The following is a 21969-nucleotide window of genomic DNA, read 5'->3' as shown; positions in this document are numbered from 1 at the left end:
CTCAGAGTCTCACAAGCCCCTCTCGGGAAAGCAGGCAGTGTTAGCGCCCTGACGCACTAGGATGGATCGAGGTTATCCAGCACCCGATTCACCGCCAGCTCCCCCAGCATGATCGACTGTTGAATACCCAGCAGTGTGTTGCTTTGCGATCCTTCCAGATATCTCGCGAAATCGCTCGCCATGACGTTGGCTGATGCCAGCGATTCACAGGCGTATGCCAGCAGGGTGTGATTGTCGATATCGGGGGCGATGAGGAAGATTTTGCTTGGTTGGCGTGGAGCATCCGGATCGGTGTCCGGTGAGTTCGATTTATATTCACGCATCATTCGGGTCCTGGAGATTAGAGCTACCACCACATCCCTACTAATAAGATGAGGTGGTAGCTGTGCGCAGGTTAGTAGACCGGGGACCCGTGAGACCGGCGCGCTCGAGAGCGCCCTACGCACAGCCACCATAAAGTACAGGGATGGGGATACCTGACAATCTGATGCGCTATACGCCACGGGTAAACACGGGCTACTAAACCCGATCACTGGAAATCAGTGATGCGAACGAAGTTACCGATGGCCCCCAAAGCGCACAAGCCGGCGGATTCTGGAGTAGTTGTAGGCAATGCCGCAAGGCGCTGTGGCCTGTTCAAGGTAGTTCGGAAATGTCTTACACCCTTCAGCGAAGCGTCCGCTTTGGCATAGGCAACTGCACCCTTTTTGGTGGACTTGCGAACGCTTTCGCGAGCAAGCCCGCTCCCACAGGGATTTGCGGTGTGGAGTGATTTTTGTTCCACCCCCCATCCACTGTGGGAGCGGGCTTGCTCGCGAATGACTGCGAAGCAGTCACGCCTTCAGCGGCTCAACCTTTCGCGTCAACAACTCCACAAACGCCTTGGCCATCGGCGACTTCTGATCCTTGCGCTGCACCAGCCACACCGCCGACACGGCCTCAGGATCGAGCAGCGGCCGATAGACCACCCCATCGATGCGCATCCGCTGATAAGACGCCGGCAGCACCGAGACACCCAACCCCGCCGCCACCAGACCAATGATCGTCATCGCCTCGCCCGCCTCTTGGGCAAAGTGCGGACTGAAACCGGCATCCCGGGCCAGGCTGAGCAATTGTGCGTACAGACCACTGCCATAACTGCGTGGGAAAAATACGAAAGGCTCGAGGGCCAGGGCCGACAGAAACAAGCCTTCTTCACTATCGGTCACCAATGGATGCTTGGAGCTGAGCACCGCCACCAGTGGCTCACGCATCAGCTCCACCACGCTGAGCGAGTCCGGCAACCCAAGCGGCCGCATGATCCCGACTTCAATCGACTCATCCACCAGCGCATCCGCTACCTGAGTGCTGCTCATCTCCTGCAGGTTCAGGTGCACCGCCGGGAATCGCTGACGAAACGAAAAAATCGCCTGAGGGATGGTCGAGTTGAATGGCGCCGACGAGGTGAAGCCAATCTTCAGTTCGCCCAGCTCACCCAGCTGCGCCCGCCGTGCAACATCCGCCGCCTTGTCGACCTGTGCCAGCACCAGCCGCGCCTCTTCCAGAAACAGCCGACCGGCTTCACTGAGCTCGACCCGACGATTGGTCCGCTCGAACAACCGCGCGCCCACCTCTTGCTCCAGCGCCTGAATCTGCTGGCTCAGGGGCGGTTGCGAGATGCCCAGCACCTGGGCGGCGCGGCCAAAGTGCAGCTCTTCGGCGACGGCGATGAAGTAGCGCAGGTGACGCAATTCCATGAAAACTCCATTAGGTCGTTAAACCTATCAAACAGGTCGAACAATATATTGGATTGAATCATTAGGCAGCTATATGCTTTTTTCATTGCCTGACCGGCTGCGCCCTCCGAGGTCCGAAGTGAAAACTGCTGTTGCTCCCCTTGCCCATGAAGTTCCGCCCGCAGCGGTGGACGATGTTGTCGCCGAATTAAAGGAGATCTACATCGAAAAAGGCACGCCGATGTTCATGCGCACGGTGCTGGCGCTGTTCTGCGGCGGCTTCGCGACCTTCGCCCTGCTTTATTGCGTGCAGCCGATGATGCCGCTGCTGTCCCATGAGTACGCCATCAACGCCGCCCAGAGCAGCCTGATCCTGTCGGTCGCCACCGGCATGCTCGCCATTGGTCTGCTGATCACCGGCCCGATCTCTGATCGCATCGGGCGCAAACCGGTGATGGTCGCCGCGCTGTTCGCTGCCGCGCTCTGCACAATCGCCAGTTCCATGATGCCGAGCTGGCACGGCGTGCTGGTGATGCGGGCGCTGATAGGGTTGTCGTTGAGTGGCCTGGCAGCGGTTGCCATGACGTACTTGAGTGAAGAGATTCACCCGCAGCACATCGGCCTGGCCATGGGTTTGTACATCGGCGGCAACGCGATTGGCGGGATGTGCGGACGCTTGATCACTGGCGTGCTGATCGACTTCGTCAGCTGGCACACAGCGATGCTGGTAATCGGCGGCCTGGCCCTGATCGCAGCGGCGGTGTTCTGGAAAATCCTTCCCGAGTCGCGCAACTTCCGCGCCCGCTCTTTGCACCCGCGCAGCCTGATTGACGGCTTCACCCTGCACTTTCGTGACGCCGGCCTGCCGCTGCTGTTCCTTGAAGCCTTCGTGCTGATGGGCGCGTTCGTCACCCTCTTCAACTACATCGGCTATCGCCTGTTGGCCGCGCCGTACCACATGGATCAGGCCTTCGTCGGGCTGCTCTCGGTGGTGTATCTGTCGGGTATCTACAGCTCAGCGAAAATCGGCTCGTTGGCCGACCAGCTCGGCCGTCGCAAAGTGCTGTGGGCGACCATCGTGCTGATGATCGCCGGCCTTGCACTGACTATGTTGACGCCGCTGCCGGTGGTGATCATCGGCATGTTGATCTTTACCTTCGGCTTCTTCGGCGCCCATTCGGTGGCGAGTAGCTGGATTGGCCGCAGAGCTATAAAGGCCAAAGGGCAAGCATCGTCGCTTTATCTGTTCAGCTATTACGCCGGGTCGAGCATTGCCGGGACGGCGGGCGGGGTGTTCTGGCACTTGGGCGGGTGGAACGGAATCGGGTTGTTCATTGGTGGGTTGCTGGTGATTGCGCTGTTGGTGGCGTTGAAACTGGCGAAGTTGCCGCCGCTGGGTGGAGTAAAAGCCTGAATTTGACCCAATACAAAACAACTGTGGGAGCGAGCCTGCTCGCGATGAGGCCATAACATTCAACATCTAAGTTGGCTGTTATGCCGCCATCGCGAGCAGGCTCACTCCCACAGAAAAGCAGGGTGTTTGTTAACCCGTCACGATCACTCGTGATACTGCGCCGACAGTTCATGCACCGCGCGCAGGAAGGCGCCGGCGTGTTCCGGGTCGACTTCCGGGGTGATGCCATGGCCGAGGTTGAACACGTGGCCGCTGCCCTTGCCGTAGCTGGCGAGGATGCGGCCGACTTCGGTGCGAATGGCTTCTGGCTTGGCGTAGAGCACGGTCGGGTCCATGTTGCCTTGCAGGGCAACTTTGCTGCCGACGCGATCACGGGCGCTGCCGATGTCGCAGGTCCAGTCTAGGCCTAGCGCGTCAGCGCCAGCATCAGCAATGCTTTCGAGCCACAGGCCGCCATTTTTGGTGAACAGGATGACCGGCACTTTACGGCCTTCATGTTCGCGGATCAGGCCGCTGACGATTTTGCGCATGTAGGCCAGGGAGAACTCCTGGTACGCCGCCGCCGAAAGGCTGCCGCCCCAACTGTCGAAGATCTGCACCGCTTGCGCCCCGGCCATGATCTGGCCGTTGAGGTAGCTGGTGACCGTCTGCGCGAGCTTGTCCAGCAGCAGGTGCAAGGCTTGCGGGTTGTCGTAGAGCATGGTTTTGGTCTTGCGGTAGTCTTTCGACGAGCCGCCTTCGACCATGTAGGTGGCCAGGGTCCATGGGCTGCCGGCGAAGCCGATCAGCGGCACGCGGCCGTTCAGTTCGCGGCGGATGGTGCTGACCGCGTCCATGACGTAGCCGAGGTCTTTGTGCGGATCAGGAATCGGCAGTGCTTCGATGTCAGCCATCGTGCTGATGACTTTCTTGAAGCGCGGACCTTCACCGGTTTCGAAGTACAGGCCCTGTCCCATGGCATCGGGGATGGTCAGGATGTCGGAGAACAGGATCGCCGCGTCCAGTTGTGGGTAGCGGTCGAGCGGCTGCATCGTGACTTCGCAAGCGAACTCCGGGTTCATGCACAGGCTCATAAAGTCGCCGGCCTTGGCACGGCTGGCGCGGTATTCCGGCAGGTAGCGACCGGCCTGACGCATCATCCAGACAGGCGTGACGTCTACGGGTTGCTTGAGCAGGGCGCGAAGGAAACGGTCGTTCTTCAGGGCAGTCATGTCGGCATCCGGAAAAAAAGTGCGGGCATTTTCTCAGAGCGCGACGCAAAAGGCACGGTTGCAGGTCAGCCTTTTGTCTATCGGGTCAATTTGTCGCGGTGGAACACGCTATTTAGCAACACCCTGAAACCAATGTGGGAGCGGGCTTGCTCGCGAAGAGGCCGTCACATTCAACAGAGATGTTGACTGACAGACCGCCTTCGCGAGCAAGCCCGCTCCCACATTTAATCGCGTTTCAAGTCTAGTTAAACGCCCAGGTAATCCAGGATCCCTTCGGCGGCATTGCGGCCTTCGAAGATCGCCGTCACCACCAGGTCAGAACCGCGAACCATGTCGCCACCGGCGAAGATTTTCGGGTTGCTGGTCTGGTGCTTGTACTGACCTTGTTCCGGGGCCACGACGCGGCCCTGGCTGTCGGTCTGGATGCTGTGCTGTTCAAACCACGACGCCGGGCTCGGACGGAAACCGAACGCGATGACCACGGCGTCGGCCGGGATGATCTCTTCGGAACCCGGGATCGGCTCGGGGCTGCGACGGCCACGGGCGTCCGGTTCGCCGAGACGGGTCTCGACCACCTTCACGCCTTCGACGCGGTCTTCACCGACGATCGCGATTGGCTGGCGGTTGTAGAGGAATTTCACGCCCTCTTCCTTGGCGTTCTTCACCTCTTTGCGCGAGCCCGGCATGTTCGCTTCGTCACGACGATAAGCACAAGTCACCGATTTGGCGCCCTGGCGAATCGACGTACGGTTGCAGTCCATCGCCGTGTCGCCGCCACCCAGCACCACCACCTTCTTGCCTTTCATGTCGACGAAATCTTCCGGCGACTTTTCAAAGCCCAGGTTGCGATTGACGTTGGCGATCAGGAAGTCCAGCGCGTCATGCACGCCCGGCAAATCCTCACCGGCAAAGCCGCCCTTCATATAGGTGTAGGTGCCCATGCCCATGAACACGGCATCGTACTCTTCGAGCAGTTGCTCGACGGTCACGTCCTTGCCCACTTCGGTGTTCAGACGGAACTCGATGCCCATGCCGGTGAAGACTTCGCGACGATTGCTCAGCACGGTCTTTTCCAGCTTGAACTCGGGGATGCCGAAGGTCAGCAGACCGCCGATTTCCGGGTTCTTGTCGAACACCACCGGGGTCACGCCGCCGCGGACCAGCACGTCGGCACAGCCCAGGCCTGCCGGGCCTGCGCCGATCACCGCAACACGCTTGCCGGTTGGTATGACCTTGGACATGTCCGGGCGCCAGCCCATGGCGAACGCGGTATCGGTGATGTACTTCTCGACCGAACCGATGGTCACCGCGCCGAAACCGTCGTTGAGGGTGCAGGCACCCTCGCACAGACGATCCTGCGGGCACACCCGGCCGCACACTTCCGGCAGGGTGTTGGTCTGGTGCGACAGCTCGGCGGCCTGGAGGATGTTGCCCTCGGCCACCAGCTTCAGCCAGTTCGGAATGAAGTTGTGCACCGGGCACTTCCATTCGCAATACGGGTTACCGCAACCCAGGCAACGGTGGGCCTGATCGGCCGAGTGCTGGGGTTTGAAGGGTTCGTAGATCTCCACGAACTCTTTCTTGCGTTGACGCAACAGTTTCTTCTTCGGATCCTTGCGCCCGACATCGATGAACTGGAAGTCGTTATTCAGACGTTCAGCCATTGTTAAAACCTCATCAAACTCTTCAGGCGCATATCACTGCGGGTTGGCACGGGTGCTGGAAAGCAACGATTTCAGGTTGGCAGCCTTGGGCTTGACCAGCCAGAAACGACGCAGATAATCATCGAGGTTTTCAGCGAGGTTACGACCCCACTCGCTGTCGGTTTCCTCGACGTATTCGTTCAGCACGCGTTGCAGGTGGCTGCGATAGGCTTCCATCGCCTCACCGCTGATCCGCTGAATTTCCACCAGTTCGTGGTTGACCCGGTCAACGAAGGAGTTGTCCTGGTCGAGCACGTAGGCGAAACCGCCGGTCATGCCTGAGCCGAAGTTGTAACCGGTCTTGCCCAATACGCAGACGAAACCGCCGGTCATGTACTCGCAGCAGTGATCGCCCGTGCCTTCCACCACGGTGTGAGCACCGGAGTTACGCACGGCGAAACGCTCGCCCGCGGTACCGGCGGCGAACAGCTTGCCGCCAGTGGCGCCGTACAGGCAGGTGTTGCCGATGATGGCACTGTCCTGAGTCTTGTAGACGCTACCCTTCGGCGGAACGATGACCAGTTTGCCGCCGGTCATGCCTTTGCCGACGTAGTCGTTGGCGTCGCCTTCCAGGTACATGTTCAGGCCGCCGGCGTTCCACACACCGAAGCTCTGACCAGCCGTCCCTTTGAAGCGGAAGGTGATCGGTGCGTTCGCCATGCCTTGGTTGCCATGCTTGCGAGCGATTTCACCGGAGATCCGCGCGCCGATCGAACGGTCGCAGTTGCAGATATCCAGCGCGAAATCAGCGCCGCTCATGTCGTTGATGGCCGAGGTAGCCATGTCGACCATTTTCTCGGCCAGCAGGCCTTTGTCGAACGGTGGGTTGCGATCGACCTGGCAGAACTGAGGCTTGTCTGTCGGGATGTGATCGCTGCCGAGCAATGGCGTCAGGTCCAGGTGTTGCTGCTTGGCGGTCTGGCCTTCGAGGATGTCCAGCAGATCGGTACGACCGATCAGCTCTTCGAGGGAGCGCACGCCCAGTTTGGCCAGCCACTCACGGGTTTCCTCGGCGACGTAGGTGAAGAAATTCACCACCATGTCGACGGTCCCGATGTAATGATCCTTGCGCAGCTTCTCGTTCTGAGTCGCGACGCCGGTGGCGCAGTTGTTCAGGTGGCAGATACGCAGGTATTTGCAGCCCAGCGCGATCATTGGCGCGGTGCCGAAGCCGAAGCTTTCAGCGCCGAGGATCGCTGCCTTGATCACGTCGAGGCCGGTTTTCAGGCCGCCGTCGGTTTGTACCCGCACTTTGCCGCGCAGGTCGTTGCCGCGCAGGGTCTGGTGAGTTTCGGCCAGGCCTAGTTCCCACGGAGCGCCCGCGTATTTGATCGAGGTCAGCGGCGATGCACCGGTGCCACCGTCGTAGCCGGAGATGGTGATCAAGTCCGCGTAGGCCTTGGCCACACCGGCAGCGATGGTGCCGACGCCCGCTTCTGCAACCAGCTTCACCGAGACCAGGGCCTTCGGGTTGACCTGTTTCAGGTCGAAAATCAGCTGCGACAAATCTTCGATCGAATAGATGTCGTGGTGCGGTGGAGGCGAGATCAGGGTCACGCCCGGCACTGCGTAACGCAGCTTGGCGATCAGACCGTTGACCTTGCCGCCTGGCAGCTGACCACCTTCGCCGGGCTTGGCGCCCTGAGCGACTTTGATCTGCAGCACTTCAGCGTTGACCAGGTACTCCGGGGTCACACCGAAACGGCCAGTCGCGACCTGTTTGATTTTCGAGCTCTTGATGGTGCCGTAACGCGCCGGGTCTTCGCCGCCTTCGCCGGAGTTGGAACGCGCACCGAGGCGGTTCATCGCTTCGGCGAGGGCTTCGTGAGCTTCCGGCGACAAGGCGCCAAGGGAGATGCCCGCGGAGTCAAAGCGCTTGAGCACCGATTCCAGCGGTTCGATCTCGCTGATGTCCAGCGGCGTGTCCAGGGTTTTGACCTTGAACATGTCACGGATCATCGACACCGGACGGTTGTCCACCAGCGCCGTGTATTCCTTGAACTTGCTGTAGTCGCCCTGCTGCACAGCGGCTTGCAGGGTGTTGACCACGTCAGGGTTGTACGCGTGATATTCGCCACCGTGGACGAACTTCAGCAAACCACCCTGCTGGATCGGCTTGCGCGGGCTCCAGGCTTCGGCAGCCAGGGCTTTCTGCTCGGCTTCGATGTCGACGAAACGCGCACCTTTGATGCGGCTCGGTACGCCACGGAAGCTCAGCTCGCAGACTTCTTCGGACAGGCCGATGGCTTCGAACAATTGCGCGCCGCGATACGACGTGATGGTCGAGATACCCATCTTCGACAGGATCTTCAGCAGACCTTTGGTGATGCCTTTGCGGTAGTTCTTGAACACCTCATAGAGGTCGCCCAGCACTTCACCGGTACGGATCAGGTCGCCCAGCACTTCGTAGGCCAGGAACGGATAGACCGCCGAGGCACCAAAACCGATCAACACGGCGAAGTGATGCGGATCGCGAGCCGTCGCGGTTTCCACGAGGATGTTGGAGTCGCAACGCAGGCCTTTTTCGGTCAAGCGGTGGTGCACCGCGCCGGTGGCCAGGGAAGCGTGGATCGGCAATTTGCCCGGGGCAATGTGACGGTCACTCAGCACGACCTGGGTGCGACCGGAGCGCACGGCTTCTTCAGCCTGATCGGCAACGTTGCGGATCGCCGCTTCGAGGCCGACGCTTTCGTCGTAGTTGAGGTCGATGATCGCGCGCTCGAAGCCCGGACGATCGAGGTTCATCAGCGAGCGCCACTTGGCCGGAGAAATGACCGGCGAGCTGAGGATCACACGCGAGGCGTGTTCCGGCGACTCCTGGAAGATGTTGCGCTCGGCACCGAGGCAGATCTCCAGCGACATGACGATGGCTTCACGCAGCGGGTCGATCGGCGGGTTGGTGACCTGCGCGAACTGCTGGCGGAAATAGTCGTACGGCGTGCGCACGCGCTGGGACAGCACGGCCATCGGCGTATCGTCGCCCATCGAGCCGACGGCTTCGTAGCCTTGCTCGCCGAGCGGACGCAGCACCTGATCACGTTCTTCGAAAGTGACCTGGTACATCTTCATGTACTGCTTGAGCTGGTCGACGTCGTAGAACGCCGAACCGTGGTCGTTGTCTTCCATGGTCGCCTGGATGCGCAGGGCATTCTTGCGCAGCCATTGCTTGTACGGATGACGCGACTTCAAGCGGTTGTCGATGGCGTCGGTGTCGAGGATCTGGCCGGTTTCGGTGTCCACGGCGAAGATCTGACCCGGGCCAACGCGGCCCTTGGCGATCACGTCTTCAGGCTGGTAGTTCCAGACACCGATTTCCGAGGCCAGGGTAATAAAGCCGTTTTTGGTGGTGACCCAACGCGCCGGACGCAGACCGTTACGGTCGAGCAGGCACACCGCGTAACGACCGTCGGTCATTACCACGCCGGCCGGGCCGTCCCACGGTTCCATGTGCATGGAGTTGTATTCGTAGAATGCACGCAGGTCCGGGTCCATGGTTTCGACGTTCTGCCACGCAGGCGGAATGATCATCCGCACGCCACGGAACAGGTCGATGCCACCGGTGACCATAAGCTCAAGCATGTTGTCCATGCTGGAGGAGTCGGAACCGACACGGTTGACCAGCGGGCCGAGTTCTTCCAGGTCCATCAGGTCATTGGTGAACTTGGTGCGACGGGCCACGGCCCAGTTGCGGTTACCGGTGATGGTGTTGATTTCGCCGTTGTGGGCGAGGAAACGGAACGGCTGAGCCAGCGGCCATTTCGGCAGGGTGTTGGTCGAGAAGCGCTGGTGGAACACGCAAATCGAGGTCTGCAGGCGCTGGTCGCTGAGGTCTGGATAGAAGGCGGTCAAATCCGCCGGCATCATCAGGCCTTTATAAATGATGGTCTTGTGCGAAAAGCTGCAGACGTAGTGATCGGCGTCGGCGGCGTTGGCCACGGACGAGCGACGACGGGAGGTGAACAGCTTGACGGCCATGTCCTGATCGCTCAGGCCATCGCCGGCGATGAACACTTGTTCAATCTGCGGCAGGCGCTCAAGGGCCAGGCGACCGAGGACGCTGGTGTCGATCGGCACTTTGCGCCAGCCGACGAGGGTCAGGCCAGCAGCGAGGATCTCGCGGTTCATGTTCTCGCGAGCGGCTTCGGCTTTGACCGGGTCCTGGTTGAAGAAGACCATGCCCACTGCATATTGCTTGGGCAGTTCGACGCCGAAGGTTTCCTGGGCGATGGCTCGCAGGAACACATCCGGCTTTTGAATCAGCAGACCGCAACCGTCACCGGTCTTGCCGTCGGCGTTGATCCCACCGCGGTGGGTCATGCAGGTCAGGGCCTCGATGGCCGTTTGCAAAAGGGTATGACTGGGCTCGCCCTGCATATGGGCTATCAGGCCGAAACCGCAGTTATCCTTGAATTCATCTGGTTGGTACAGACCTGCTTTCATAGACACTTTCTCACCAGGCTGCCTCTTGTCGAGGCAAATTTCTTTTCAATTCAACCACTTGCCATTCACGCCGAACGTACGCCAGCTTTGCGGGGGCAAAAGGGAGGTCATTGTACACACCGACACGGAGGCTCACAAATTTGACGACGAACTGTCGCAAATCTATGTCGCATTTGTGAAAGGTTTAAAGCGATATGCTGTGCTAGTCAAAACTTTTTTAATTTTGACCGCAACGACTCAAAGACTACTGTGACGCAGACACCACAAGGCACGCGGCCTGTAGAGGCGGCGCGCACTTGCAGAAATTTTGAGGTGCTTGGAGAGGCGACCTGGGTAAGGCCGCCGAATCTTCAGCGAGTTGTTGCCAGTTCCTGTTGGACGCTGGCGACAGTGCGAGGCCAAGGTTTACCAGCCTGAACCTTCGCTGGCAAGGCCTTGATGGCGGTAACGGCTGCATCGCGGTTGGCGAAGCTACCGTAAGTGATGACGTAAAGCGGCTTGCCGTTGAGGACTTTCTTGAAATAACGGTACTCGCCGCCCTGCTCCTTGACGAAGGATTGCGCGGCCGCTTCGGAGCTGGTGCCGAGGATCTGCACCACGTAGTTACCCGGCGCTTGCGCTGAGTACCAGGTGCCGCCAGCGGCCTTGGCCACGGTGGCTGGTTTCTCGACAGGCTTGGCAGCAGCAGCAGCGGCTGGTTTGGCTGGCACTGGAGCCGGCTTCACGGCAGGCGCAACCGGGACTGGCTTGGCCGTCGCGACCTGAGTCGGCGCAGGCACAGGCTTGGCGGCAGGTGTCGGTGCCGGGCCAGGCTGGACGCCCGCAGGCGGCGCTGTGGTAGTCACGGTCGGCGGCGTAGCGCTCGAGCCTTCGACCGGCACACCGTCATCGCCTTCGGTGATGCCACCGGCGGCTTCGGCCAGCGGACCGCGCATGACCGGCTGCGAGTTGCCGACCAGCGGCAATGGCATCGGTTGCGAGTTACCGGCGAATTCGACGGCAGGCGCGCCGCCGCTGTTAGGTTGTGGCGTGCCCTGACCGAGCGGCAGTTGCGCCTGTTCGTTGGCAGGTGCGCCAGTGGTCGGTGCTTTGCTGCGACCCGGCATCAACCAGGCGGCGGCTACCGCAACCACGACAACAGCGGAAATCGCCAATACGTGTTTCTTCGGCATGTTGAACCCCATACTTGGACGCTTCACCGCTGAGCGGCTGGCAATCATGGCTTCGATCATCGCATCGCGGGCAACCTGGTTGATGGTGCCAGGCCAACCGTCGGAGCTTTCGTGAATATCAGAGATCTGATCTGCGGTGAAAAGTTCGATACCCCGGCCGGCGCCTTCGAGTCGCTGGTCCAGATATTCGCGGGTTTCTTCTTCGGTGTAAGGCTGCAATTCGATGACGTGGAAACGCTCTTCCTCGAGGCTCAGCGCATCCAGTTGAGCAATCAACGACGACTCGCCGAACAGGAACACATGCGGGCGACCTTCCGGTGCACCGGCGGCCAGGGCCAGCAAGGCTTCCAGCGCGGACTCGTCGAGTTGCTCGGCGTCATCCACCAGCAGATAGACTTCCTGCCCCGTCAGTGCAAGTTGCACCACTTGAGCCAGAATCGCGCCGATCTCGGCCTGGGCGACGTTCAGCGCCTGAGCCACCTGACGCAGCACGCCGGCCGCGTCACCGGCGCCACGGGCGGAAACAACCACGCTCTGCACCGACTGTTTGTTGGTGCTGGCCACCAGGGCCTGACGCAACAGCGTCTTGCCACTGCCTTGCGGGCCGGTGACGACCAGCAACAACTGACTGTAGCGTGCCAGGTGATGCAGTTGCCCCAGCACCGGTTTGCGCTGGGCCGGGAAGAATTTGAAGCCAGGCACCCGTGGAGAAAAAGGGTCATGACTCAACTGGTAATGGCCGAGGAAAGCCTCGTCGGCGTGCAAACTAGTCATCGGGATCTTATTAACCTTTAAGCTGAGCCAGAGCGCGGTAATCCGCTCCCAGCGTGGCCTGTAAAACCTCTTTCGGATAATCGTCGGTCACCACCGCTTCGCCCATGTGGCGCAGCAGCACCAGGCGCAAACGACCGTCGATCACTTTCTTGTCAATTGCCATGTGTTCGAGAAAATCGGCTTCAGTCATCTCTTCAGGCGGGATAACCGGGAGGCCGGCACGCTGGAACAGACGAATGCCGCGATCGCGCTCTTGCTCGCTGATCCAGCCCAGGCGCGCGGACATTTCCAAGGCCATTACGGTGCCAGCAGCGACCGCCTCACCATGTAGCCAGACACCATAGCCCATGTGGGTTTCGATGGCGTGGCCGAAGGTATGACCCAGGTTAAGCGTGGCGCGAACACCGGTCTCCCGTTCGTCGGCACCGACCACCGCAGCCTTGGCCGCGCAAGAGCGCTCGATGGCGTAAGTCAGAGCTACTTGATCCAGAGCACGCAGGCGATCAACGTTTTCTTCGAGCCAGGTCAGAAACGGCTCGTCGCAGATCAGCCCGTATTTGATGACTTCAGCAAGCCCGGCGGAGAGTTCGCGGGCCGGCAGGGTATTGAGGGTCGCGGTATCAATCAGCACCACGTTCGGCTGATAGAAAGCGCCAACCATGTTCTTGCCCAGCGGATGGTTGATCCCGGTCTTGCCGCCCACCGAAGAGTCGACTTGCGACAGCAGCGTGGTCGGAATCTGGATGAAATCGACACCACGCTGGTAGCAGGCGGCAGCAAAACCGGCCATGTCACCAATCACGCCGCCACCGAGGGCGATGACCGTGGTACGGCGGTCGTGCCGCGCGGTCAGCAGACCATCGAAAATCAGTTGCAGGGTTTCCCAGGTCTTGAACGCTTCGCCGTCCGGCAGCACCACGGAAACCACCGAGAACTGTGCGAGGCTGCGGGTCAGACGCTCGAGATAGAGCGGCGCAACGGTCTCGTTGGAGATGATCGCCACTTGCCGTCCGCGGATGTGCGGGGCCAGCAGCTCAGGCTGATCCAACAAACCTTCGCCAATATGAATCGGGTAGCTGCGCTCGCCTAGATCGACCTTGAGTGTCTGCATGTGTCCCCACAGTGAAGATGGAATCAGGCGTCCTGCCTTGAGTTAACGAATGTCCACGGCGTCTGCTGGTATGACGCCGCTCGGTAGCCATCTGCCACAACCTTGAGCGGCCATGACAGGACGCCGAGGATAGCGCATTTCGCGCTGCGCTTTAACGGGGAGGTAGCTGCTGCAAGCGTTCGAGAATATCGAGCACCACCATTCGCGGCGGCCGCTCATCGGTTTCCACCACCAGATCGGCGATTTCCCGATAAAGCGGATCGCGGATCGCCAGCAGATCCCGAAGGGTCTTGGCCGGATCGGCGGTACGCAACAGGGGTCGATTGCGATCGCGGGACGTGCGGCCCACCTGCTGCTCGACAGACGCATGCAGATAAACCACCCGCCCGCCGGCGTGCAGCGCCCGGCGATTGGCCTCGCGCATCACCGCGCCGCCACCGGTCGCCAGCACCACGCCGTCGCACCCACACAGCTCGGCGATCATCGCCTGCTCGCGGTCACGAAAGCCCGGCTCGCCTTCCTTATCGAAAATCCACGGGATATTGGCGCCCGTGCGCAATTCAATTTCCTTATCGGAATCTTTGAACGGCAGGCGCAGCTCTTTGGCCAGCAACCGGCCGATGGTGCTTTTTCCAGCCCCCATCGGTCCAACAAGAATCAAATTTCGCACAGAATCAATGACTCACAGCAATCGCCTGGTTATTCATGATACGCGGAGTGAGAAATACCAGCAGCTCGGATTTTTTCTCCGAAACCACGTCACGCCGGAAAAGGCGGCCAAGATACGGCACATCACCGAGAAATGGCACCTTATCTACAACCTTGCTCTGAGTATTTGAGAAAACCCCGCCAATCACGATGGTCTCGCCGTCGTTGACCAGGACCTTGGCATTGACCTCGTTTTTCTTGATCGGCGGCACATCCTGCACCTTGTTCAGGTAGTCCGGTTCGTCCTTGGTGACCTTGACCTCCATGATGATCCGGTTGTCCGGAGTGATCTGCGGCGTCACTTCCAGAGACAGCGAGGCCTCCTTGAACGACACCGAGGTAGCGCCGCTGGAGCTGGCTTCCTGATAGGGAATCTCCGTGCCCTTGAGGATTTTCGCGGTTTCCTTGTCCGAGGTGACCACCTTGGGCTGCGAGACGATTTCGCCGTTGCCGGTTTTTTCCATGGCCGTCAGCTCAAGATCCAGCAGCACATTGTCGGTGATGAAAGCGATGCCGAGCCCCGAGGTGTTGCCGGCGGCGCCCAGGTCGACGAACGGCGAGTTGGTGCTGGTGCTGCCAGGCGTACCGATGGTCGATGAAGCATTCGCCCCATTATTGCTGACGCCTGAGGTGTTCCAGTTGCCCTTGTTCTGGATCGATCCACCCCAGCGCACGCCGAGGCTTTTGTCATAGTCGACGTTGGCTTCGACGATGCGCGCCTCGATCATCACCTGACGCACCGGAATATCCAGTTGCGCGACGATACGGCGCAGTTCATCGAGGCGATCCTGGGTCTGGTAGGCAATGATGTTGTTGGTCCGCTCATCCACCGTGATCGAGCCCCGCTCGTCGGCTTTTGCCTCGGCACTGGTCACCGACTGGAACAGCTTGGCGATATCGGCAGCTTTGGCGTAGTTGACCTGCAACAGCTCGCGACGCAGGGGGGCCAGGTCGGCGATTTGCTTCTGTGACTCCAGCTCCTGGCGCTCCCGGGCGGAGATTTCATCGGCCGGCGCCACCAACAAAACATTACCGATCTTGCGCTTATCCAGGCCCTTGGTTTTCAACACCAGATCCAGCGCCTGATCCCACGGCACGTTCTGCAAACGCAGCGTGATGCCGCCCTGCACCGTGTCGCTGGCCACCAGATTGAGGTTGGTGAAATCGGCGATCAGTTGCAGCACCGAACGCACATCGATGTCCTGGAAATTCAGCGAGAGCTTTTCACCGGTGTAGGCGAAACGCTCGGTGTTGCGTTTCTGCAAGTCATCGACAGTCATCGGCCGGATGCTGACAGTCAGCTTGTTGTCGGTCTGGTAAGTCGAATAATCGAAGGCGCCGCTGGGTTCAATGCTGATCGTGGCCCGATCACCCGTGGCGCTGGCGTTGACGAACTGCACCGGGGTGGCGAAATCCTTGACGTCCAGACGCACACGCAACGGTTCAGGCAATTGGGTCTTGGGGAAACCGAGGATGATCTTGCCGTCGCGCTCCTGAATGTCCGGGGCGATGGAAGGATCCGACAGATCGATGACCACATTGCCTTCGCCCTGGGTGCCGCGCTGGAAATCCACCCCCCGGATAGCCTTGCCTACGGGCGCATAGGCTTTCGCCGGGGCTGGCGTTGCAGTCGCTGTGCGCGGGGTTTTGGGCGCCGGGCTGGAGACCGTTTTGTTGGCGCCTTGCCCGACCACCACGAACAGCGTGTTGCCTTCGACCCGTGCGTTGTATGGCGTCAACTGGGTCAGATTGATGATCAGCCGCGTACGATCCTTGGCTTGCACCACTGTAGCGCTGCGGGCATTTCCGCCACCCAGCTCACGACTTTTGCTTTTTAGCTGACTGACAACGCCAGGCAGATCCAGCGCAATCCGTGCAGGCGATTCCGTGGTGTAACCGTGAGGCGACGGTGGCGGCTCATCGAACGACAACTTCAACTCGACGCGGCCCCCCGGCAGCGCCGCAACATCCAGCGCTTTGAGGTTGGCCGCTAGCACCATCGGCGACAGCAACGCTATCCATAGCGAAATACCGAAGGTTGAGAAAATCCTGTTCATTTTTCGAGTTCCACTATGAGTGCTCTTTCAAAGGGATGGTCCGCGGCCGCTCCAGCCAGGCGCCTTCGCCGTCGGGAACGATTTCGACCACATCGACCTGCGAGCTACTGATGGCGACGATCCGCCCATCGTTACGCCCCAGGTAATCGCCGACTTTCAACCGATGTACCCCGCCCGCCCCGCGCAGCAGCGCAAAGGAGCCGGTCGCATTGGCGATCGTTCCGACCATTTCAAACTGCTCGATGTTGAAACCTTCGAGGTACTGTTTGACCCGGTTCGGGTCAGGTTTGACGTTGCGCGAGCCGTGTTTCTGGCCGGCCAGATCAACTCTGATCTGCCGGGAAAACGGGCTTCGCAGGTTGGCGGCGCTGTAGGTGAATGTTGGGTAAGACCGAAATGTCGGCGTTGGTTCAATCTTGCCGGGCGCACGCAAACGCATTTCGTTCATGTACGCGTCCAGGTCGCTGAAGTCATTGTCGCTGCCGCAACCAGCCAGGCTGGCGACCAACACAACCATCGAAAAACAACGAGTCGGGCTCATTTTTGCAGCCCCTTGTCGTTGTAGCGGTAGGTCTTGGCGAGGATGCTCATGCGCAACTTCGGACCACCTTCCGGGTTGGCCGGCGCAAGGTCGAAGTCATGCAGGGTGACAATCCGTGGCAGCCCGGCGACGCCGCTGACGAAGGTGGCCAGGTCATGGTAGGCACCGGTGACGGTGATCTGGATCGGCAGTTCGATGTAGAACTGCTGCGTGTTCTCCGGCAGCAGTTTGATCTCTTCGAACTCCAGGCCACTGCCCAGGCCGGTGCGCGTGATGTCCTCCAGCAGGCCGGGCACTTCGGTGTCACTGGGCAATTGCCGCAGCAGCACGCCAAAGGAGTTCTCCATTTCCTTCATCTGCTGCGTATACAGCTCCAGATTCGCCGCCATATGGGCTTTGTCGGCGAATTGCTCCTTGAGGGTCGACTCTTCCTCGCGCTTGAGTTCGAGCTGGCTCTGAAGGTCGCTGATGGAAAAACTGTAGCCCAGTGAAAACACCAGAATCATGAGCAGGATACCCGCCAGTGCCTTGATGGCTGGCGGCCAGGAACCCATGTTATTGGTGTCCAGGTCATTGATGTCGATCTTGCGCAGGCCTTCGAACCAGTCAGACAGCCTCATTTGCCGCCCTCCGTAGCGGCGGGCTGAGCCTGACGAACGGTCAGCTGAAAGACGTTGGCCTGATCCAGCTGACCGGCGGTCGTCGCTTTGACTTCCGTGAGGCTGGGCGCATCAAACCAGTCGGACGCATCCAGATTGCGCATCAGGTCTGACACACGATTGTTGGACTCCGCCGCACCCGTGATGGACAAGGACTTGCCGGCCATTTTCACCTCAGTGAAATACACGCCGTCAGGCAGCGTCCGCGCCAGTTGATCGAAAATACGCCCGCTGATCGGCCGGTTGCCTTGCAGGTCCTGGATGATGCGCATGCGCTCGACCAATTGCTGGCGACGGGCCTTCAAATCGCTGATCTGTTTAATCCGCTCGTCGACCACGGCAATCTGTTTGCCGATGTAATCGTTACGAGCCACTTGCCGATCGATAGCGCCACTGATGGCCTGGTTCGCGATCAACACCGCGCCCACGGCCCCCACCATCACACCGACCAGTGTCAGCAAAAAGCGTTTGCGGCGCGCTTCACGCAGCTCTTCACGCCAGGGTAAAAGATTGATCCGCGCCATCAGTCGAAACTCCTGAGGGCCAGCCCGCAGGCGATCATCAGTGCCGGCGCATCGCTGGCCAGGGCACCGGCGTTGACCTTGCTGCTCAGGGTCATGTCGGAGAAGGGATTGGCCACTTGCGTCGGCGTTCCCAATCGTTGCTCGATCAACCGGTCCAGCCCTGGGACCGATGCGGTACCGCCGGCCAACAGAATGTGATCAACCGAGTTGTACTGACCGGAGGCGAAGAAAAACTGCAACGAGCGCGACACCTGCTGCACCAGCGCATCGCGAAACGGCTGCAGCACCTCACTGACGTAATCGTCCGGCAAACCACCCTGCTTCTTCGCCAGCCCCGCCTGCTCAATGGTCAGGCCATAACGTCGCTGGATTTCCTCCGTCAATTGACGACCACCGAACAATTGCTCGCGGGTGTAGATGATCCGCCCCTGATGCAGCACGCTCAGAGTGGTCATGGTGGCGCCGATATCGATTACCGCTACCGTCAGACGTTCTTGAGAGGCAGCCAGCTGGCTCGCCAGCAATCCGTAGGAACGCTCCAGCGCATAAGCCTCGACGTCGACCACGCGGGCTGTCAGACCGGCCAGGGCCAGGGCCGCTTCCCGGACTTCGACGTTTTCCTTGCGACAGGCCGCCAGCAGCACGTTGACTCGCTCGGGGTTGCGCGCAGAAACGCCCTGGACCTCAAAGTCGATGGCCACTTCGTCCAATGGATAAGGGATGTATTGATCGGCCTCGATCTTCAGCTGGTTTTCCATTTCATCGTCGGAAAGACCGGCGTCCATCTCGATGGTCTTGGTAATCACCGCCGAACCGGCCACGGCCACGGCGACGTTCTTGAGGTTGGTCCTGGCCTTGAGCAGCACGCGCGCGAGTGCCTGCCCTACGCCTTCGAGCTCGGCGATATTTTTCTCGACCACAGCGTTAGTGGGTAAAGGTTCCACCGCATAGGCCTCGACCCGATAACGGTCGCCTTGGCGGCTTAGCTCCAGAAGCTTGACCGATGTGGAGCTGATGTCGATCCCCAGAAGCGTATTGGCCTTTTTATTAAAGAGTCCTAGCACTACCAATTCCCTATGACTATCCGTGTCTTACGGACTCTGTAATATCAGTTGCGTTCAAACCACCCGTCTTGACAGCAGCGCAAATGACGCCCTCGGCGGAAAAATGCTTATAATGCCCAGCGTTTTTTTTCCGGTTTTTACTTCAAGCGCGGGTCGTTCCCTGTTTATCTGAACCCTGATGCCTAATTCATTCTTTGCCCTGGATGTCCAAAAGCCTTGATTCGTCTGCTGAAATTTTTCGGATGGTCCATCGTCGCCGTTTTCTGCGGACTGCTCCTCGGTCTTAGCGGCGCCTTTCTCTACCTTAGTCCGGGTTTACCATCCGTGGAGGCTCTGAGAAGCATCCAGTTGCAGATTCCTTTGCGGGTCTACAGCAGCGACAACAAGCTGATCGCAGAATTTGGCGAAATGCGCCGCACACCGATCCGGTTCGCCGACATTCCCCCCAATTTCATTAATGCGTTACTAAGTGCTGAAGATGACAACTTCGCCAATCACTACGGTGTCGACCCCAGCAGCCTGATGCGCGCGGCCACCCAATTGGTAAAAAGCGGACACATTCAGTCCGGCGGCAGCACCATCACGATGCAGGTGGCGAAGAACTTCTTCCTGACCAGCGAACGCAGCTTCTCGCGCAAAACCACCGAAATTCTCCTGGCCCTGCAGATTGAACGGCAGCTGACCAAGGACGAGATTCTTGAGTTGTACGTCAACAAGATCTATCTGGGCAACCGCGCCTACGGCATCGAGGCCGCCGCGCAGGTTTACTACGGCAAGTCGATTCGTGATGTCAGCCTGGCGCAGATGGCGATGATCGCCGGCCTGCCGAAAGCCCCTTCGCGCTTCAACCCGCTGGCCAATCCGGCCCGCAGCAAGGAACGTCGCGACTGGATCCTTGGGCGCATGTACAAGCTCGGCAAAATCACCGAAGCCGACTACACCACCGCGATCAACGAGCCGCTGAACGCCAGTTATCACGTGCCGACCCCGGAAGTGAACGCACCGTACATCGCTGAAATGGCCCGCGCCGAAATGGTCGGCCGTTATGGCAGCGACGCCTATACCGAGGGTTTCCGCGTCACCACCACGGTGCCGAGCAACCTGCAGGAAATGGCCAACACCGCAGTCCACGAAGGGTTGATGACCTACGACCAGCGTCATGGTTATCGCGGACCGGAGTCGCGCCTGCCGGGCAAGACTCGCGAGGCCTGGACAATCGAGCTGACCAAGCAGCGCACCATCAGCAGCCTTGAACCTGCCATCGTCACCCAGGTCGACAAGACCGGCCTGCAAGTGATGACCCGTACCGGTGACGAACACGTCGGCTGGGACAGCATGAAATGGGCGCGTCCGTTCCTGAACACCAACAGCATGGGCGCCAATCCGAAGCAGCCTTCGGACGTTGCGCAGGTCGGCGACCTGATTCGTGTGCAGCGCCAGCCGGACAACTCGCTGAAATTCAGCCAGATCCCGCAGGCTCAGGGCGCGCTGGTTTCCCTCGATCCGCAGAACGGTGCCATTCGCTCCCTGGTCGGTGGCTTCGCCTTTGAGCAGAGCAATTACAACCGCGCCCTGCAGGCCAAGCGTCAGCCGGGCTCGAGCTTCAAACCGTTCGTCTACAGCGCCGCACTGGATAACGGCTACACCGCCGCCAGCCTGGTGAACGACGCACCGATCGTGTTCGTCGACGAATACCTGGACAAGGTCTGGCGGCCGAAGAACGACACCAACACCTTCCTCGGTCCGATCCGTCTGCGCGAAGGGCTGTACAAGTCGCGCAACCTGGTGTCGATCCGTCTGGTGCAGGCGCTGGGCGTTGATCGCACCATCGACTACATCAGCAAGTTCGGCTTCAACAAGCAGGACCTGCCGCGCAACCTGTCGCTGGCCCTGGGCACCGCGACGCTGACGCCAATGGAAATCGCCACCGGCTGGAGCACCTTCGCCAACGGCGGCTACAAGATCACCCCCTACATCATCGATAGAATCGAAAGCCGCAATGGCGACACGCTGTTTGTCGCCAACCCGTCGAGCGTCCCGAAAGGCAACGTCGCCACTGACGGCATCGCCGCTCCTGTCGCGGCCAGCGCCTTCACCGTCAACGCAACCCCGGGCGAAGCCCTGACTGCCCAGCCAGCGCCACAAACACCGGCCGTGGCCGAGCGCATCATCGATGGTCGCACCACTTTCATCCTCAACAGCATGCTCGAGGACGTCATCAAACTCGGCACCGGTCGCCGCGCCCTGGCCTTGGGCCGCAGCGACATTGCGGGCAAGACCGGTACCACCAACGAGTCCAAGGACGCCTGGTTCTCCGGGTACAACGCCGATTATGTGACCACTGTCTGGACCGGTTTCGACCAGCCTGAAAGCCTGGGTCGCAAGGAGTTCGGCGGTACCGTCGCCCTGCCGATCTGGATGAACTACATGGGCGCCGCACTCAAAGGCCTGCCGCCCCATACGCAGCCAGAGCCGGAAGGCATTCTCAGCCTGCGAGTCGACCCGATCAGCGGCCGTGCAGCCACCCCAGGCACACCAGGCGCCTACTTCGAACTGTTCAAGGCCGAAGACACGCCACCGTCGGCGAACGAGCTGGGCAACGGCACTGCGCCGGGCAGCCCACTGCCTGCGGATGAAGCGGCACCGATCGATTTGTTCTGATCGCCTGACGCTGCAAAAAGCCCCGCCTTCGAAAGAGGAGCGGGGTTTTTTTGTATCTGTAATTTCTACACCGCCTGTGATGGCCTCTTCGCGAGCAGGCTCGCTTGTATGGTAGGACTTGAAGGGAGGAGGAGGGACAAGGCTCGATTCCGACTGTTGACGCAGTACAGACCGTGGGAGATTTCGCCCCTCCTCCTTTCACCCAAGCGCCGATA

15 protein-coding genes are annotated in these 21969 nt (G+C 60.1%); 2 read left to right on the top strand and 13 right to left on the bottom strand.

What is annotated here, in order from left to right; all coding sequences use genetic code 11:
• Positions 1-56 precede the first annotated feature (56 nt).
• Together KGB03_RS15420 and KGB03_RS15415 are read right to left on the bottom strand one after the other, a co-directional pair.
• Positions 57-323 (bottom strand): DUF6124 family protein, encoded by a 267-nt coding sequence (locus KGB03_RS15420; protein WP_111449360.1) that lies wholly within the window; start codon positions 321-323, stop codon positions 57-59.
• Positions 324-833: 510 nt separating this feature from the next.
• Entirely contained in the window at positions 834-1736 is a 903-nt protein-coding gene (locus tag KGB03_RS15415) for a LysR family transcriptional regulator (RefSeq protein WP_223527475.1), read from the bottom strand.
• Positions 1737-1902: 166 nt separating this feature from the next.
• Between KGB03_RS15415 and KGB03_RS15410 the strand changes: the two genes are divergently transcribed.
• On the top strand, positions 1903-3129 hold the full coding sequence (locus KGB03_RS15410; protein ID WP_411740343.1) for an MFS transporter: 1227 nt from the start codon (positions 1903-1905) through the stop codon (positions 3127-3129).
• A 143-nt stretch (positions 3130-3272) separates the two neighbouring features.
• On the opposite strand, the gene hemE is transcribed toward KGB03_RS15410, so the two are convergent.
• The 11 genes from hemE to KGB03_RS15355 form a co-directional block, all read right to left on the bottom strand.
• Entirely contained in the window at positions 3273-4340 is a 1068-nt protein-coding gene (gene hemE, locus KGB03_RS15405; protein WP_008149581.1) for a uroporphyrinogen decarboxylase, read from the bottom strand.
• Positions 4341-4585: 245 nt separating this feature from the next.
• Positions 4586-6004 (bottom strand): FAD-dependent oxidoreductase, encoded by a 1419-nt coding sequence (locus KGB03_RS15400; RefSeq protein WP_008149580.1) that lies wholly within the window; start codon positions 6002-6004, stop codon positions 4586-4588.
• Positions 6005-6037: 33 nt separating this feature from the next.
• Positions 6038-10483 (bottom strand): glutamate synthase large subunit, encoded by a 4446-nt coding sequence (gene gltB, locus KGB03_RS15395; RefSeq protein ID WP_223527471.1) that lies wholly within the window; start codon positions 10481-10483, stop codon positions 6038-6040.
• A 350-nt stretch (positions 10484-10833) separates the two neighbouring features.
• Positions 10834-12429: an AAA family ATPase gene (locus KGB03_RS15390; RefSeq protein ID WP_111449364.1), complete on the bottom strand. Its 1596-nt coding sequence runs from the start codon at positions 12427-12429 to the stop codon at positions 10834-10836.
• A 10-nt stretch (positions 12430-12439) separates the two neighbouring features.
• Positions 12440-13540 (bottom strand): 3-dehydroquinate synthase, encoded by a 1101-nt coding sequence (gene aroB / locus KGB03_RS15385; protein WP_111449365.1) that lies wholly within the window; start codon positions 13538-13540, stop codon positions 12440-12442.
• Positions 13541-13691: 151 nt separating this feature from the next.
• On the bottom strand, positions 13692-14210 hold the full coding sequence (gene aroK / locus KGB03_RS15380) for a shikimate kinase AroK (protein ID WP_010464421.1): 519 nt from the start codon (positions 14208-14210) through the stop codon (positions 13692-13694).
• Between the two features lie 4 nt (positions 14211-14214).
• A complete protein-coding gene (gene pilQ, locus KGB03_RS15375; protein ID WP_223527469.1) occupies positions 14215-16305 on the bottom strand; it encodes a type IV pilus secretin PilQ in 2091 nt (696 codons plus the stop codon).
• Between the two features lie 13 nt (positions 16306-16318).
• Positions 16319-16846 carry a pilus assembly protein PilP gene (locus KGB03_RS15370; protein WP_111449367.1) on the bottom strand — a complete coding sequence of 176 codons (528 nt, stop codon included), beginning with the start codon at positions 16844-16846 and terminating at the stop codon, positions 16319-16321.
• Positions 16843-17466: a type 4a pilus biogenesis protein PilO gene (pilO, locus tag KGB03_RS15365; protein ID WP_192409902.1), complete on the bottom strand. Its 624-nt coding sequence runs from the start codon at positions 17464-17466 to the stop codon at positions 16843-16845. Before pilO ends, KGB03_RS15370 begins: the two co-directional genes overlap by 4 nt.
• Positions 17463-18029, bottom strand: coding sequence for a PilN domain-containing protein (locus KGB03_RS15360; RefSeq protein ID WP_008149563.1), 567 nt, complete (start codon positions 18027-18029; stop codon positions 17463-17465). The genes pilO and KGB03_RS15360 overlap by 4 nt, the downstream gene beginning before the upstream one ends.
• Positions 18029-19093, bottom strand: coding sequence for a pilus assembly protein PilM (locus KGB03_RS15355; RefSeq protein WP_223527467.1), 1065 nt, complete (start codon positions 19091-19093; stop codon positions 18029-18031). Before KGB03_RS15355 ends, KGB03_RS15360 begins: the two co-directional genes overlap by 1 nt.
• A gap of 219 nt (positions 19094-19312) precedes the next feature.
• Here KGB03_RS15355 and KGB03_RS15350 point away from each other — a divergent pair, with 219 nt between their 5' ends.
• Positions 19313-21754, top strand: a complete 2442-nt coding sequence (locus KGB03_RS15350; protein ID WP_411740342.1) for a penicillin-binding protein 1A — start codon at positions 19313-19315, stop codon at positions 21752-21754.
• Positions 21755-21969: the final 215 nt, after the last annotated feature.

The sequence above is a fragment of the Pseudomonas sp. BF-B-26 genome (genome assembly GCF_019956495.1).
GTDB lineage: Bacteria > Pseudomonadota > Gammaproteobacteria > Pseudomonadales > Pseudomonadaceae > Aquipseudomonas.
The sequence above is the reverse complement of the archived record's forward strand: the minus strand, read 5'-3'. Positions and strand labels throughout refer to the sequence as shown.